At 59.6% G+C, this 15,960-nt stretch carries 17 protein-coding genes; 9 read left to right on the top strand and 8 right to left on the bottom strand.

Going from position 1 to position 15,960, the window contains the following annotated elements; genetic code table 11:
- Positions 1-162: 162 nt before the first annotated feature.
- Positions 163-528 (bottom strand): hypothetical protein, encoded by a 366-nt coding sequence (locus tag I5192_RS05130; RefSeq protein ID WP_008758336.1) that lies wholly within the window; start codon positions 526-528, stop codon positions 163-165.
- A gap of 239 nt (positions 529-767) precedes the next feature.
- Between I5192_RS05130 and aqpZ the strand changes: the two genes are divergently transcribed.
- Positions 768-1,457, top strand: a complete 690-nt coding sequence (gene aqpZ, locus I5192_RS05125; protein ID WP_170403069.1) for an aquaporin Z — start codon at positions 768-770, stop codon at positions 1,455-1,457.
- 51 nt (positions 1,458-1,508) lie between these two features.
- On the opposite strand, the gene I5192_RS05120 is transcribed toward aqpZ, so the two are convergent.
- Positions 1,509-2,057: a peptidylprolyl isomerase gene (locus I5192_RS05120; protein WP_170512043.1), complete on the bottom strand. Its 549-nt coding sequence runs from the start codon at positions 2,055-2,057 to the stop codon at positions 1,509-1,511.
- Positions 2,050-2,556, bottom strand: coding sequence for a peptidylprolyl isomerase (locus tag I5192_RS05115; RefSeq protein ID WP_170396522.1), 507 nt, complete (start codon positions 2,554-2,556; stop codon positions 2,050-2,052). Before I5192_RS05115 ends, I5192_RS05120 begins: the two co-directional genes overlap by 8 nt.
- 135 nt (positions 2,557-2,691) lie before the next feature.
- Here I5192_RS05115 and pgk point away from each other — a divergent pair, with 135 nt between their 5' ends.
- The 6 genes from pgk to I5192_RS05085 all read left to right on the top strand — a co-directional run bounded on the left by pgk (position 2,692) and on the right by I5192_RS05085 (position 8,426).
- The gene (pgk, locus tag I5192_RS05110; RefSeq protein WP_223117902.1) at positions 2,692-3,882 is read left to right on the top strand and encodes a phosphoglycerate kinase; all 1,191 of its coding nucleotides are present in this window, start codon (positions 2,692-2,694) and stop codon (positions 3,880-3,882) included.
- Positions 3,883-4,012: 130 nt separating this feature from the next.
- A complete protein-coding gene (locus I5192_RS05105; RefSeq protein WP_170626672.1) occupies positions 4,013-4,312 on the top strand; it encodes a septum formation initiator family protein in 300 nt (99 codons plus the stop codon).
- 172 nt (positions 4,313-4,484) lie between these two features.
- Positions 4,485-5,474 carry a pyruvate dehydrogenase (acetyl-transferring) E1 component subunit alpha gene (gene pdhA, locus I5192_RS05100; RefSeq protein ID WP_223117901.1) on the top strand — a complete coding sequence of 330 codons (990 nt, stop codon included), beginning with the start codon at positions 4,485-4,487 and terminating at the stop codon, positions 5,472-5,474.
- A gap of 15 nt (positions 5,475-5,489) precedes the next feature.
- Complete coding sequence (locus I5192_RS05095) at positions 5,490-6,863, top strand: pyruvate dehydrogenase complex E1 component subunit beta (protein ID WP_223117900.1); 1,374 nt, start codon at positions 5,490-5,492, stop codon at positions 6,861-6,863.
- Positions 6,863-7,123 (top strand): hypothetical protein, encoded by a 261-nt coding sequence (locus tag I5192_RS05090; RefSeq protein WP_170403080.1) that lies wholly within the window; start codon positions 6,863-6,865, stop codon positions 7,121-7,123. Before I5192_RS05095 ends, I5192_RS05090 begins: the two co-directional genes overlap by 1 nt.
- 1 nt (position 7,124) lies before the next feature.
- Positions 7,125-8,426: a pyruvate dehydrogenase complex dihydrolipoamide acetyltransferase gene (locus I5192_RS05085; RefSeq protein WP_170646353.1), complete on the top strand. Its 1,302-nt coding sequence runs from the start codon at positions 7,125-7,127 to the stop codon at positions 8,424-8,426.
- Between the two features lie 71 nt (positions 8,427-8,497).
- Here I5192_RS05085 and cysE read toward each other — a convergent pair whose 3' ends face one another.
- On the bottom strand, positions 8,498-9,307 hold the full coding sequence (gene cysE / locus I5192_RS05080; protein WP_223117899.1) for a serine O-acetyltransferase: 810 nt from the start codon (positions 9,305-9,307) through the stop codon (positions 8,498-8,500).
- A gap of 86 nt (positions 9,308-9,393) precedes the next feature.
- Between cysE and I5192_RS05075 the strand changes: the two genes are divergently transcribed.
- A complete protein-coding gene (locus I5192_RS05075; RefSeq protein ID WP_223117898.1) occupies positions 9,394-9,732 on the top strand; it encodes a TraR/DksA C4-type zinc finger protein in 339 nt (112 codons plus the stop codon).
- Positions 9,710-10,015 (top strand): hypothetical protein, encoded by a 306-nt coding sequence (locus I5192_RS05070; protein WP_223118332.1) that lies wholly within the window; start codon positions 9,710-9,712, stop codon positions 10,013-10,015. Before I5192_RS05075 ends, I5192_RS05070 begins: the two co-directional genes overlap by 23 nt.
- On the opposite strand, the gene I5192_RS05065 is transcribed toward I5192_RS05070, so the two are convergent.
- From I5192_RS05065 to I5192_RS05050, 4 genes are read right to left on the bottom strand one after another with little or no spacing between them, the layout of a single operon-like run.
- Positions 10,012-13,992, bottom strand: a complete 3,981-nt coding sequence (locus tag I5192_RS05065; protein WP_223117897.1) for a glycoside hydrolase/phage tail family protein — start codon at positions 13,990-13,992, stop codon at positions 10,012-10,014. The two genes, I5192_RS05070 and I5192_RS05065, sit on opposite strands and share 4 nt — an antisense overlap.
- Complete coding sequence (locus I5192_RS05060; RefSeq protein WP_170396502.1) at positions 13,992-14,432, bottom strand: NlpC/P60 family protein; 441 nt, start codon at positions 14,430-14,432, stop codon at positions 13,992-13,994. Before I5192_RS05060 ends, I5192_RS05065 begins: the two co-directional genes overlap by 1 nt.
- On the bottom strand, positions 14,432-15,316 hold the full coding sequence (locus I5192_RS05055) for a DUF2163 domain-containing protein (protein ID WP_170612360.1): 885 nt from the start codon (positions 15,314-15,316) through the stop codon (positions 14,432-14,434). The genes I5192_RS05060 and I5192_RS05055 overlap by 1 nt, the downstream gene beginning before the upstream one ends.
- Positions 15,316-15,948 (bottom strand): DUF2460 domain-containing protein, encoded by a 633-nt coding sequence (locus I5192_RS05050; RefSeq protein WP_223117896.1) that lies wholly within the window; start codon positions 15,946-15,948, stop codon positions 15,316-15,318. Before I5192_RS05050 ends, I5192_RS05055 begins: the two co-directional genes overlap by 1 nt.
- Positions 15,949-15,960: the final 12 nt, after the last annotated feature.

Raw genomic sequence — 15,960 nt, 5'->3', positions numbered from 1 at the left:
ACCAATCAGCAACGCCGCAGGATACCCTGCGGCGTTTTTTTTTATTTTGGAGTGTTCGTATAAATCTGACAATGACCTCAATGCGGGACGAAGCGGCCTTACACCGCGCAAGTGCCGCAATGCGCTTGGTTGATCAGGAGGGCTTGGTCTGCGTTGCCCCCGCTACTCGTACTGCACGATCATCGAAAGAAAATCATCATCGCTTGTTACAACTGTGTGGTGGCCTTTGCCATGTTTGTCTTCCATATGCCAGACGTCACCCGGACCAATATCTCTGAATTCCCCGTCGCTCGCGGTCACGCGCACTGAGCCAGAAAGACAAATGAGCTTTTGAGCGACAGGTGTGGGATGAATTGGCTCATCCCAACCCTTCTTGAGTCTCAAGAACATGGTTTGCTTGACAGCTTCTGGCTTTGAAATCTCGATTGCTTTCGCAGGTGGTGCAAAGCTTTGCTCTTCAAGTTCGACTTCGATGTCTTTCCAATGGCTTTCGCCTTGAGCATCCGAATACAGTTTTTTGAACTTCACTTTGATACCCCCGCCACATCACAAGCCCAAAACCGATACCGGACATTGGGGCGCAAAGGAGAAAAACGCAAGTTGGGCCGAGTGTGTCGTTCTTAATCGCCAACACACCGGAATAAGCATATTCCCTAACAGCCCCCCTATCTGACGTGTCTTGAAGGAAAATTCCCCGCATTCTCACAGTTTCACAAAAAGCGTTTTTTGAATTAACCTTAAAGTCATTGATTTCTGGAGGGCTTTTCATGTCATCAAAACTCATGGCCGAATTCTTCGGTACATTCTGGCTGGTACTCGGCGGCTGCGGCAGCGCGGTACTGGCTGCAGGTGTGGCCGATGTGGGTATCGGCTGGCTGGGCGTTTCGTTCGCTTTCGGCCTAACGGTGCTGACCATGGCCTACGCGGTCGGTCATATCTCGGGCGGGCATTTCAACCCGGCGGTCAGCCTTGGGCTGATGATCGGCGGGCGGTTCGATGCCAAGGATCTGATCCCCTACTGGATCGCGCAGGTGATCGGAGCGATCGCCGCAGCAGCGGTGCTGTACCTGATCGTCAGTGGCGCGCCCGGATTCGAAGGTGTCGGAGGATTTGCTTCGAACGGGTATGGCGAGGCGTCACCCGAAGGCTATTCGATGATGTCCGCATTGATCATCGAAATCGTCATGACCGCGTTCTTCATCGTGATCATTCTCGGCGCGACCTCCAGCGGCGCGCCTGCCGGGTTCGCCCCGATTGCGATTGGTTTGGGGTTAACGCTGATCCACCTGATCTCGATTCCGGTGACCAACACCTCCGTAAATCCCGCCCGGTCAACCGGCGTGGCGTTGTTTGCTGACGGACCGGCACTGGCGCAGCTCTGGCTGTTCTGGGTGGCACCTTTGATCGGCGGTGCGATTGGCGCACTGATCTGGCGGGCGATGTCGGACGACGATTGACCCGGCCGCATCAAGAACCCCCGGCCCGCAGAAGCGCGCCGGGGTTTTCTTTTATTCGGTCACCGTGACCTTTTTCATCGCATCCGGTTGTCCGATCACTGCGCCATTAGGGCCATCGCCCCGCTTGATCGCATCGACCACGTCCATCCCTTCTGTCACCTGACCAACAACCGTGTACTGACCATTCAGGAACGGGCCGGGCTCGAACATAATGAAGAATTGCGAGTTCGCGCTGTCTGGGTCCTGCGCCCGCGCCATACCCACGACGCCCCGGTCATAATTGAAATCCGAGAATTCAGCAGGCAGATCAGGGCGATCCGATCCACCCGTACCCGCACGACGCATGTCGCCACCGACACGGCCAAACTCAACATCGCCGGTCTGCGCCATGAACCCATCGATCACACGGTGGAACACAACCCCATCGTACTGACCCGCAGCGGCCAGAGCGGTGATCTGCTCTACATGCTTGGGTGCAATATCCTCGAATAGATCAACGGTGACGGTGCCATTGGCGCCCTCGCCCTCGATCTCAATCTCAAGCCCGGTTGCCAGCGCAGGGCTGGCCAGCAAGGCAAAAACTGCAGCCAGCTTATGCATCAGCAGCCACCTTAACGCTGATCATGCGGTCGGGGCTCGCTGGCGGCTCACCACGCACAATCGCGTCTACATGCTCCATCCCGTCGATGACGCGGCCATACACGGTGTACTGGCCGTTCAGGAAATGGTTGTCCTTGAAGTTGATGAAGAACTGCGAGTTTGCCGAATCCGGGTTGGCCGAGCGTGCCGCACCCAACGTGCCGCGATCATGGGGCAGTTTCGAAAACTCTGCCGGAACGTTCGGCAGCGACGATCCACCGGTGCCCGCCATACGAATGTTGAACCCGTCTTCCATGTCGCCATGCTGCACATCGCCGGTTTGCGCCATGAACCCGTCGATCACACGGTGGAAGGCGACGTTGTCATATTCACCACCACGCGCCAGCTCTTTCATGCGGGCCGAGTGCTGAGGGGCCACGTCGGGCAGCAATTCGATGACGACATTGCCGTCTTTCAGCTCAATGATGATCGTGTTTTCGGGGTCTTTGATCTCGGCCATCTGGCCCTCCTGTCTTTGAAACTTGCGCAAATACCTATGACGCGGGCGCGCGAATGCCAAGTGACGCATTGACCTGAACGCAAAATGCAGGAAAAGAACCGCTGAAACTGGATGCAATGGGCAAGGATGAGCGCGATGGGCTGGAAATCTCTGGACGATATGGATCTTGGCGGTAAGCGGGTTCTGGTGCGCGTGGATATCAACGTACCGGTCGCGGATGGCGTGGTGACCGACGACACCCGCATTCAACGGATCGTGCCAACCGTGCGCGATATCCTCGCCGCAGGCGGTAAACCTATCCTGCTGGCCCATTTCGGACGCCCCGGTGGTCGGCATGTACCCGAGCTGTCATTGAAGCAGCTTGTGCCAGCACTTGAATCCGCTTTTGGGGCTCCCGTGCGCTTTGCCGATGATTGCGTGGGCTATGAGGCTGAAACCGCCGCCTCCGCCCTGACGGAAGGTGAGGTTCTGCTGCTGGAAAACACCCGCTTCCATGCCGAGGAGACCAAGAACAGCGTCCCACTTGCCCAAGGCATGGCAAAGCTGGGCGACATCTATTGCAACGATGCCTTCTCGGCCGCGCACCGCGCCCACAGCTCGACCGAGGCGCTGGCCCGTCTGCTGCCCGCCTGTGCCGGGCGCTTGATGCAGCAGGAACTGAGCGCGCTTGAAGCCGCCTTGGGCGCACCCAAGCGGCCTGTCACAGCGGTTGTCGGGGGCGCCAAAGTGTCGACCAAGCTGGACCTGCTGGGCAACCTGATCGAGAAGGTTGACTATCTGGTCATCGGTGGCGGGATGGCGAATACATTCCTACTGGCCCAGGGGATCGATGTCGGCAAATCGCTGGCCGAGCACGCTATGACCGATACCGCCGCCGAAATCCTCGGCAAGGCCGAAGCCGCTGGCTGTACGATCGTCCTGCCGCGCGACATCGTCGTGGCCGAAGTGTTCGAGGCCAACGCGCCGCATCAGGTGCTGCCCGCTGATCAGTGCCCTTCTGACTCGATGATCCTAGACGCCGGTCCCGAAAGCGTCGCAGCCGTGTCCGAAGTGCTGGAAAAAAGCCAGACCCTGATTTGGAACGGCCCACTGGGGGCGTTTGAGCTGACCCCGTTCGATGCCGCAACCAATGTGGCGGCGCTGAAGGCCGCAGCACTAACCCGCGATGGCAAGCTGACCTCGGTCGCGGGCGGGGGCGACACGGTGGCCGCGCTGAACGCCTCGGGCGCGGCAACGGATTTCTCATATATCTCTACTGCTGGTGGTGCCTTCCTTGAATGGATGGAAGGCAAGACCTTGCCGGGTGTGGCCGCGCTGGACCCGTAAGCGCTCAAACCTCAGGTCTCAGCTTTTTCTACTCAGGGGATTCACAAGCCGAATCACCTGTGACATAGTGCGTCGAGACATCCAAAAAGGGTGCGTTTCTGAGGCAGTATTTCACACGGCGGTTAACACAGTGTCCCGTTCCAATCGGCCCGGTTTAGGGGCCTTCATTTTCTTCACGATCGCCTTCATGCTGGGGGTGTATTTCACCTTTGCCGCCGTTCAAGGGGATTACGGTCTGTTTCGCCGGGTCGAGATTGCCGCCGAGCGCGATGTTTTGTCTCGCGATCTGGCGCAGCTGAACGCCGAAATCGAGCAGATGGAGAACCTGACCCGCCGACTGTCAGACACCTATCTGGATCTCGATCTGCTGGATCAACAGGCCCGCTCAGTGCTCGGCATGATCCGCGCGGATGAGATCGTCATCCGCTGACGAAATTTTTGACTAAGAATCTCTGTACCTTAACGCCCGGAAGATAAGCTGTGGCAGGCCGCAACTCGCGTATCCTGCCCTCACGTAACATTAGTACTCGCCAGAACGTGTGAAATGCTCTATGAGATAGTTTAACGCTAAACTATCTTGCCGAAAGGGGGAGATCGCCACTATGGCTGCGCGAAAAACCACAAAGAAACCAAATGTTTCTGCGGACGAACTGACCACATATTACCGCGAGATGCTGCTGATCCGCCGATTCGAGGAAAAGGCAGGTCAACTCTACGGCATGGGTCTGATCGGGGGTTTCTGCCACCTCTACATCGGTCAGGAAGCGGTTGTTGTCGGCCTTGAGGCCGCGGCCAAAGAAGGCGACAAGCGCATCACGTCCTATCGCGATCACGGCCACATGCTGGCCTGTGGAATGGACCCGGGCGGCGTAATGGCCGAATTGACCGGTCGCGAAGGCGGGCTGTCCAAAGGCAAAGGCGGCTCGATGCACATGTTCTCGAAAGAGAAGAATTTCTATGGCGGCCATGGCATCGTCGGCGCACAGGTTCCGCTGGGTGCGGGTTTGGCCTTTGCTGACAAGTATAAAGAGAACGGCGGCGTCACCTTCACCTATTTCGGTGACGGCGCGGCCAACCAGGGTCAGGTCTATGAGACCTTCAATATGGCTGCTCTTTGGGAACTGCCGGTGGTATTCGTGATCGAGAACAACCAGTATGCCATGGGTACCGCGCAAGCACGCTCGACCTCTTCGGCCGACATCTACCACCGCGGTCAAGCCTTCGGAATACCGGGTGAAATGGTGAACGGCATGGATGTGCTGGCCGTCAAAGCCGCAGGTGAAAAAGCGGTCGCCCACTGCCGTGCGGGCAAAGGTCCCTACATCCTCGAGGTGAAAACCTACCGCTATCGCGGCCACTCGATGTCTGACCCGGCCAAGTACCGTACACGCGAAGAGGTTCAGAAGGTCCGCGAACAAAGCGACCCGATCGAACATGTACGCGAGCTGCTGCTGACCGGCAAACACGCGACCGAGGATGACCTGAAGGCGATCGACAAAGAGATCAAAGAGGTCGTCAATCAGGCCGCCGAATTCTCGAAAGAAAGCCCCGAGCCGTCGCTGGACGAGCTCTGGACTGATATCTACGCCTGAGAGGACGAATAAGACATGGCAACCGAAATTCTCATGCCCGCCCTTTCGCCCACGATGGAAGAGGGCACATTGGCCAAGTGGCTGGTCAAGGAAGGCGACACCGTATCCTCGGGCGACATCATGGCCGAGATCGAAACTGACAAGGCGACGATGGAGTTCGAAGCCGTCGATGAAGGCATCGTCGGTAAGATTCTGATCAGCGAGGGCACCGAAGGGGTCAAAGTAAACACCCCTATCGCGATCCTGGTCGAAGATGGTGAAGACGCCTCCGCCCTGCCCGTGGCTGCGCCCGCAGCCGCAGCGGAGGCCGAAGCCGCCCCTGCGGCGGTTGAGGCCCCCGCTCCTGCCGCAGCAGCCCCCGCTGCTCCGGTTGTGGATCTGTCGCCCGATTGGCCTGCCGACGCCGAGGTGGCGCAGCAAACCGTCCGCGAAGCCTTGCGCGACGCGATGGCCGAAGAAATGCGCGGCGACGAAGATGTCTATCTGATGGGCGAAGAAGTCGCTGAATATCAGGGCGCCTATAAAATCTCTCAAGGCCTGCTCGATGAATTCGGTGCCAAACGTGTCATCGACACCCCGATCACTGAACACGGCTTCACCGGCATCGCCGTCGGCTCGGCCTTTGGCGGGCTGAAACCGATTGTCGAGTTCATGACCTTCAACTTCGCCATGCAGGCGATTGACCAGATCATCAACTCTGCCGCCAAAACGCTTTATATGTCTGGCGGTCAGATGGGCTGTCCGATCGTATTCCGTGGCCCTAACGGTGCCGCTGCCCGCGTGGCCGCGCAACACTCGCAGGACTACGCCGCATGGTACATGCAGGTGCCAGGTCTAAAAGTGGTGATGCCCTATTCCGCAGCCGATGCCAAAGGTTTGCTGAAATCGGCCATCCGCGACCCGAACCCCGTGGTCTTCCTGGAAAACGAAATCCTCTACGGCCGGTCCTTCGACGTGCCGCAAGTGGATGACCTGACCATCCCGCTGGGCAAGGCCCGCATCTGGCGCGAAGGCTCTGACGTGACCATCGTCAGCTTCGGCATCGGCATGCAATATGCGCTGGAAGCCGCCGACAAGCTGGCCGAAGACGGCATCAGCGCCGAGGTGATCGACCTGCGCACTATCCGCCCGATGGACACCGGCGCGATCATCAACTCGGTGATGAAAACCAACCGTCTTGTGACCGTCGAAGAAGGCTGGCCGCAAGGTTCCGTTGGTAGCTACATCAGCTCGGTCGTCATGCAGGAAGCGTTCGATTATCTCGACGCCCCGGTCATCACCCTCACCGGCAAAGATGTTCCGATGCCATATGCGGCGAACCTCGAAAAGCTGGCGCTGATCACCACTGATGAGGTGATCGCTGCGGTGAAACAGGTGACCTACCGGTAATGGAGATCAGGGGCCGCGATCCAGCAACCGAATGCTACCGTGTCGAGATTGACATCGACAACCGCATCGTGCGGGCGCTTGTACCCGAGCGATTGGCGGCGGATATGCGGTTGATCGGCGCGCGCCCCTCACACCAGACCGCCTATGTCTGGATGGCGGAGAACAAAGACAAAATCGAGGCTGCGATTGCGACACTCGCACGCGGCACCGGGCGCCCCAAGGCGCCCTTTGACCAAATTACTCTGATTGAGGAGCGCTGAAATGCCCACCGAAATCCTGATGCCTGCCCTGTCCCCGACGATGGAGGAAGGCACACTTGCAAAATGGCTCGTCAAGGAAGGCGACACCGTCTCCTCGGGCGATCTGCTGGCCGAAATTGAAACCGACAAGGCAACAATGGAGTTCGAGGCCGTTGACGAAGGCACCGTCGGCAAGATCCTTATTCCTGAGGGAACCGAAGGCGTTAAAGTCAACACCGCCATCGCAGTCCTGCTGGAAGATGGGGAAAGCGCTGATGATATCGGTGCAACGCCAACCGCTGCTCCCGCGGCTGCGCCAGCTGCCGCCGCGGGCAACGAGGCTGCCGCACCAGCGGCACCCGAGGCGCCCGCCCCTGCCCCAGCGGCACCGGCCAAAGCGGATGGCGGTCGTATTTTTGCCTCCCCCCTTGCTCGTCGGATTGCCGCGCAAAAGGGTCTGGATCTGGCTCAAATCTCAGGTTCTGGCCCGCATGGCCGTATCGTCAAAGCCGATGTGGAAAGCGCCACAGCCGCACCTGCAGCGGCACCTGCGCCTGCTGCTGCAGCCGCCCAAACCGCCGCCGCTCCCGCAGGTCCATCGGCGGACGCCGTGGCCAAGATGTACGAAGGCCGCGAATACGAAGAGATCAAACTCGATGGCATGCGCAAGACCATCGCCGCGCGTCTGTCTGAGGCCAAACAGACCATCCCGCATTTCTACCTGCGTCGCGACATTAAGCTGGATGCGCTACTCAAGTTCCGCAGCCAGTTGAACAAGCAACTCGAAGGCCGGGGTGTGAAGCTCAGCGTCAACGACTTTATCATCAAAGCCGTCGCCAACGCACTACAGCAGGTTCCCGAATGCAACGCCGTCTGGGCGGGCGACCGGGTTCTGCAACTGAAACCTTCGGATGTGGCTGTTGCCGTCGCCATCGAGGGCGGTCTGTTCACTCCGGTCCTGCAAGATGCCGACACCAAATCGCTGTCGGCGCTGTCGACTGAGATGAAAGACCTCGCCGGACGCGCCCGCGAGCGCAAGCTGGCCCCGCACGAGTACCAAGGCGGTACTTTCGCAGTCTCGAACCTCGGCATGTTCGGCATCGACAATTTCGATGCCATCGTGAACCCGCCGCATGCAGGTATCCTCGCAGTTGGTACCGGCCTCAAGAAACCCATAGTGGGCGATGACGGAGAACTGACGGTCGCAACCGTCATGTCCGTCACCATGTCGGTCGATCACCGGGTCATCGACGGCGCGCTTGGCGCTCAGCTGCTGCAAGCCATCGTCGACAACCTGGAAAATCCGATGGTCATGTTGGCCTAAGCCCAGAAGATCATGCACAAAAAAGGCCGCCTCGAACCCCGAGGCGGCCTTTTTCATCTATTCACTCCGAATTACTGGTCTTTCCCCAGCATATGATCCATCGAGATTGACGGCTGTTCGCACCCGGCCTCACCCACGATCTTGGCGGGAATGCCAGCAACCGTCGTGCACGGTGGCACTTCCTGCAGCACCACTGATCCGGCGGCGATACGGCTGCAATGGCCAACCTCGATATTGCCCAGAACCTTAGCACCCGCGCCGATCAGAACGCCGTCACCAATGGTTGGATGGCGCTGTTCTTCTTCCTTGCCGGTTCCGCCCAACGTCACCGAATGCAACATCGAAACATTGTCCCCAACCACAGCGGTTTCACCGATCACGATAGAATGGGCATGGTCGATCATGATGCCTTTACCGATGCGGGCAGCTGGATGGATATCAATGCCGAATATCTCGGAAGATCGCATCTGGAAGAAATACGCCAGATCATGGCGCCCCTTGTTCCAAAGCCAGTGGGCTACGCGATAAGCCTGCATCGCCTGATACCCCTTGAAATAAAGGATCGGTTGCAGCAGGCGGTGGCAGGCCGGATCGCGTTCATAAACGGCCATCAGGTCCGCGCGCGCGGCTTCTATCAACGCTTTGTCGTCAGCATAGGCCTCATCCACGATCTCACGCAGTACCATCATCGACATCTCATTCGAGCATAGCTTGGCCGAGATGCGATAGGACAATGCCCTCTCAAGACTGCGGTGATGCAAGATACAGGCGTGCACCAACCCACCCATCAGCGGCTCTTTCTCGACGGCTGCATGGGCTTCCGAGGTGATGCGGTCCCAAACCGGGTCCACAGGTGTCACTTGGCTGCGCGTTTCGAACATGGCTTTTCATCCTTTGCTGCGCTTAGAATAGCCATCTAGTCGTAAAATTACCAAACGCAAACCCTTGATATGCACTACAACAAAAAATGAACTCAGCCGATCTGGACCATTTTCGGAAGCTTGTTCACCAGCGCCTTCGCGATCTCGCCGCGCAATCCGCCGCCGGTCAGGATGCGCAATCAGTTGTGGAGCTGGATCAACAGGCAGTGGGTCGGCTCAGCCGGATGGATGCGTTGCAAAATCAAGCAATGGCCAAGGCGCAACAGGCCCGGCGCGACACCGAAACGCATCGGCTTCGGGCCGCTCTAAACCGGATGGACGAAGACGATTTCGGCTATTGCGAAGATTGCGGCGAGGAAATAGCGCACGGAAGGCTAGAGCTGGACCTAGCCGCCTCAAAATGTGTCAGTTGCGCATCTGGCTGATTTGAAACCGGATCAGTTTGCGCAGAACCATCTCGAAACATTGGCAATATTGCAGATCGTCGAAATTTGGTTCGTCTGCCAAGGTCCGGCAGCACGCGGCTGCCATCAACGAGCCATTTCCATAAACAGGATGCAACCGCCCAGTTCTGGCGACATGTCGATCCGCCAGTTCGGCCTCAGCAATCATGAGGGTAATTATCCTATCGCGGTCGGTTCGCGGCGCGGCCAGCAAAGCCCGCGCCGCCGCGCTGAGATCTCCGTGCAGGACTGGCCGCACGGCTAGCCGACCGAAAGGCGCGCAAACGCCCCGGGTCCGTAGGTAGCCGAAACCTGCGCGACTGCGATATCGTAGGGTCCGGCCAGCCCGTCATCGGCTTTCATCGCGGCAGAATACTGCCAAACCGGATCACTGGTGACAGTTTCGCGCAACAAAGCACCCTCAGTGAAGACGCGGATCAGATAGGATTCGCTTTCTTCGCCCAGAGGCACATCCAATGCGCTCCAGTCATCGCCATCAATCCGGGTGCGGCGCACCCACGAGATCTTGTCCCCGGTAGCCGACGCAGAAGCCTGCAAATGCACTGGCGCATAAGGTCTCAGCCCATTGCCATCGAAAGCTTCAACCAGATGCACATATGCCGGGTCCTCGTACCCGCGCGTTGCAGGGCCGATACGGTAATGCTTGGCCACGCGGCGTTCGGTGCGCAGCAATCCGGTCTGATAAACACGTTCATCCAGTAGGACAAAGGTAGACGCTTCAGGCCATACATCCGGCATCAGGGCATCCGTACCCAGCTGACCACGCAAGCGGCCTGACAAATTGTAAACGCCAGTCTCCTGCAAGACCGCATCCGAGAACTGGAACACTTCCCAATTGCCCGGTGTTCCGTCACCGATGGCAGCCAGATTGGCACCACTCAGCAACGCCGAGCGGGGACGAGACTCCAACACGCCATCGATCAGGTTGACACGCAACGCGGCCCCTTCGTCCCAGATCCCAACGCCTGCGCGTCGCAGGGGTGTTTCGGTGAAGCCAATCACCGCCTGCCCCGCGATTACTTGATGCAAGGTATAGTCCTCATCCTGTGCAGCCGAATAGACAGCCACGTTACCGGGCCAGGGCTCGGCCGATATCGCCAGATACGGCGCATGGGGCGCTTCGGATCCAGTGATCAGCGGCAGATCCATGAACACCGGCAGAACTGGCACCGGAGCGATGAACGGCTTGGCCACCGCCACATCATCCAGCACATCAGAAGGGGTATAAACGCCGGGTTCGATGCGTACCGCATCCGCCAGCTGCATCTCGGCCTGTTCCAACCGGTCGATCCGATAAAGAGCTCCGTCCCCGGCATCCGGCAGACGCACCACATCCCCGGCCCCAACGTTCAACAGCGACGGCGGCAGCGCAAAACGCGCCGTCTCTCGCGAAATGCGGGATTCGCTCAGCCAGCGCTCGACCGTTTGCCGCCCCTCGGCGCGGGTCATCGACAGGGGCATTTCGTTGACCGCAACCGCATGGGTTTTGTCATCCGGCAAAACAGCCTCTTCCGCGACCACATCGTGATCTGCATCCGACTGGACGAACCGCAGACGCACGCGACCGGTCATCTCGGCCTCAGCCTCGCGGCGATGTTCCACTGGCCCGTCGATATCCGCGCTGATGGCGATCTGCTCGGGGTCAATGTCAACGGCCCGACGCCCGTCGCGGGTTCTAAACTTCAGCACCCCGTCCCGCTCGATCGCATCAAACCCATAGCGCAGCATCAGCGGCTGCAAGGCCTGCCGAGCGTTCATTACGTCCTCAACCGCGTAACCGCGTACCACGCCGTAGAGCTCGGACACATCAATCGCCGTCACCCCTGCCTCATGGCAGATTTCTGTCACGACCGAGGCCAGAGTCCGCGACCCGGACCGCCCGTTCAGCCAATGCCCACGTGCATAGTTATCGCCGTCCGACCACTGCGTCCGCAGGTTCGGGAAAGTCGGGAACGGACGCGCATCCCAAGCCCAGACAAATGCGTTCGACAGGTCCACCATCGGGCCGTCATAGATATCTGAAACCGGGTTGATCTCAGTATCACCCCAATAGCCAAGGACGGCCCGAAGGTACTGAACCATGATAAAATCATCCCGTACTCCGTTGGAATAGCGCGGCAAATTCGATTCAGACGACTTTGGGTCCAAGAATTTGTTCGGCTGGTTCGTACCCTTGTCGATGGCCGCGCAGCCCAGTTCGGTGAACCAGATTGGCTTGGACACCGGAACCCAACCCGTGGGTGTTTGCTGCCGCACGCCCCCGATCCGCTCATGATGTCGGTTCGCCCACCAGTTGCGCAGGTCCTTGTACCGCCAGACCCACGGCTCGCCATGATCGTCATCAGTGATCGGGCTTCGGATCTGCGCTTCGGCTTCCTCGGGTGACGCATAGTACCAATCATACCCCTCGCCGCCTTCGATATTGCCGCGCAGATAGTCCAGATCGTAGATCGACCCATTCGACACCTCAGCGTCCAGATGCGAGCCCCCATCCCGCCAGTCGGACAGCGGCATATAGTTGTCGATGCCGACAAAATCTATGTTCTCATCGGCCCAAAGCGGGTCGAGGTGGAAATACCGGTCTCCGGTGCCGTCTTGCGGCTGATACCCGAAATACTCGGTCCAGTCTGCGGCATAGCCGATCTTAGTTTCCCGACCCAATATCGCGCGCACTTCCGCGGCCAGAGACCGCAGCCCCGCAACTGCAGCGAAGCCAGACGCGCCGCGGATTTGCGTTAGCCCGCGCATCTCGGACCCGATGCAGAAGGACTCCACGCCGCCCGCCGCCTTGCACAGGGCCGCATAGTGCAGAATAAACCGCCGTAACCCCCATTCACTTGGGCCGCGATAGGTCACTTTGCTGCCGCTGGTCGAGAAATGTGACGCGCGCGCCGTACCAAAGAACGCCGCCACCTGCGCATCCGCATCGGCAGTTTGATCCGGCGAGCCTGGCCGCCCCGGAGCAACATCCAAAGTGATCCGCCCACGCCAGGGTAAATGAGGTTGATCCGGCGCATCGGACCACGGATCAGGCAGGCCGTTGCCCTCTGATTGCTCCATCAAAATAAACGGATAAAACATAACCCGTTTGCCCGAGTTCTTCAGGTGTCGGATCGCCTGCACTACGGCCGCATCAGCCGGTGTACCGCCATAAACCGGACGCCCATCCTGCCATTTCACCTGCCCCGCCGCAGTTCGGGACAGACCTGAAACACTCCAGGGCATGTTTGCGCCCTCGATATTCTTGCGTTCAACCTTGGGGCGGATCTGGCATTCTCCGCAGCGCAAATCATCGCCGAACCACGACACGATCAACGAAGCCGCCTCGCAGCCCGGCAATTCCTGGCCGAGCGCCCGCGTCGAGGTCACCAGATCGGACTTGCCCGATGGTGAATTGACATTCGCCGCCCAACTGCGCCCCCGGCCCTTGGTGTAATTAACCTGAGATGAAGCCAGCGCGTATTCACCCGTACCCGGCATCAAGGCCACCCCCTTGATGATCCGTGACAGCGCGTCCGCCGCATCCGGCATCTCTTCTTGTTCCTGCCGCACCACCTCGAACGAGAATTGCGGCACGCGGTTGCCAAAGGGGCCCAGCGCCAGATCTTCGATCACCACATAAGCCGTGCCGCGATAGGCGGGCACCGTGCCTGCCCCTTCGACCGCTTCAATGAGCGGGTCGGGCAATTGCTCGTGATCGCCGCGATATATCCGCATGTTCAGCGTTCGGCGCTCGACCTCTTCACCATCGGCCCAGACACGCGTGATATCCGCAACCTGTCCCGCGCCCACCGCAATCGCCAGAGACACCGAATAGCTGTAGCTATGCGTGGTTGTTGTTGTCGTCACTTCAACGGGCTTGGGTTTCCCCTTGCCTCCACCGCCACCGCCTGATGTTTGCGTCGTCGTCGAGGTCGATCGGGTTTCCAGAAAGTCCGAGGCCCAGATGACCTGTCCTCCAACTCGCATCCGGCCGTAGACCGTCGCGACGGTCGCACCCTCACCGGTTTCGGTGAGACGGAAACGATCCAGACGCCCGGTCTCGACCACCTCGCTGCCGCCACCCATTACGGATTGGCTGGCCATCAACCGGTTGTCGATCACCCGCCCCAGCGTCGCCCCGACCGCGCGGCCAATCACCGCCGTTGATAGGCCCGCAACCGAGCCCCCGATCGAACCACCTATTGCCGCACCTGCAGCAGACAGAACTATTGTGGCCATCAGAAATCCTCCAGCGGGAATTCGAAACAAGCGACCACGCGGCGACGCCAAGGCTCGCTCAGCGTGTTTTCAACAACACCATGCCCGGTATAGGCGTGGATGAATCGCATCGGGTCTTGGGCGCTGACGATGCCCAGATGCTTTGCCACGGCCGCATCCCGCATCCGAAACAGCAATACATCCCCCGGGGCCAAATCATCGGGCGATTTCTCGACTAGATGGCGACGGGCTGCGGCCCACATGCGTTCCTCACCCTGTGGCTCGGACCAATCCATGCTGTAGACCGGCACCGCCTCGGGCTCATGCCCCATCACCGCGCGCCAAACGCCCCGCAGCAAGCCCAGACAATCGGCGCCTGCACCCCGAACAGAGGCCTGATGAACATAAGGTGTGCCCAGCCATCCGCGCGCTTCGTCCACGATATCTTGTTTTGTCCGCATCACCGCCTGCTTCCCCCTTTGTGTTGACTACTGCGCTTGGGTACGGCCATGACCCAATCCTCGTGTGGCAGGTCAGGGAAGCCCTGAAAATTCAGCATGTTGTTGAACTTCAGTCGGCAAGTGGTCATGCGCTTGTCACACCCGGCGATCAGCTGGACCCGGTCCCCAACCGCCAGCCCGCCGCCAATCGCCGACCACAGCGTGACATCGCGGCCATCTCTGACCTGTTCATCCAGCTTGATCGAGGCCCACAGGCCCTGCGCAGCCCCGTCCAGCACATCCAGCCTGCCGCGTTCAAACCAACCCGCATCAGAACTCTCCGCGCCCTGCAAACGCAAAGCCGCGCCGTCCAGCGCGACAATTTCAGCCTCAGCGCGATAACCCGGCGTCTCCAGGGCAAAGCGGCACGCCTTATCCCCCAACACAGCCGTACAGGGCTTCTGATAAATCCGCCCTAAAGGCCGGTTCAGCAGATCGGTCAACCCGCGCAATTCCGCATGAAACGCCCCGCCAGCGCGACGCAACTCGCCAATCGAACCACGAAACTGCAGCATCCGCTGCTCAGGATCGGCCCAATTGACCAGCCAAGCCCGCACCTCGGCCCCATCAAAGCGCCCCGCCTCGATATCCTCTTCACGGACCGAGGCATCAGACAGCGCGCCCATCGCCTCGGTATTATCGATCGACAGGCCGGTTGCCTGCTCGATCGCCGCAGCGGTCAGACCGGTACTGGCTTTGAACACCAGCCCGTCAAAGCGCAACTCCATATCGTGATCCGTGAAACCATAGACCTGTGCGTCGCTGCGCGTGATCGCCCAGCAACGACAGGTGGTGGTCAGCCCGCTTTGCAAATGCGCCTGCAGCGCCTGTTTGTCCCCGCTCATCAGACCCGCACCTCGACCACCGGTACGTTCGGGACGTCACCGGCCTGAAAGCTGGCCACGCTGGTCTGGATCTTGTCGGTGTCGAACCGTACCGGAACGTCGAACTCAAACCCGGCCGTAATCTCGACCTGCTCAGGCGGCGGGGCCGAGAACATCACGCGTCCGGTCGCCAGATCGACCTCAAAGTCCACGCCTTCGCGTTGCGCGTCCTGATCCAGCCCCAGCGTCACGGTCCCCAGTACCGGCTTCAGGATTGGCCGCACATAGCTGAACCCGCCCGAGCTGTAGGTCTTGACCAGCTGAAAATCGGTCGTCTCGCCATCCCCGCGCGCAATCACCTGATCGCCCTTGTCGACTTCAGCCGTTGCTGCGCCCGACTTGAAATCCGACCAATCCTTCCAGCGGAATCCAAACATCTGGCCCTGCCGCGCCTCAAAAAACGAGATCAGCGTTTCGACATCGTCCAGCGACCGCATCCCCAGACCCGCATCATAGCGCCTGCGCGAATGCGCCCAGGGCGTGTTGCGTTCTTCGAACCCGTTGGCCAGCGTCACGATATCCGTGCGCCGTTCCGGCCCACCGACCGAGCCAAAGCTCAGGCTGGCGGGAAATCTCACCTCGTGGAAATTCATCGCCTGCTCCCC

The organism is Ruegeria sp. SCSIO 43209 (assembly GCF_019904295.1).
Lineage (GTDB): Bacteria > Pseudomonadota > Alphaproteobacteria > Rhodobacterales > Rhodobacteraceae > Ruegeria.
The sequence above is the reverse complement of the archived record's forward strand: the minus strand, read 5'-3'. Positions and strand labels throughout refer to the sequence as shown.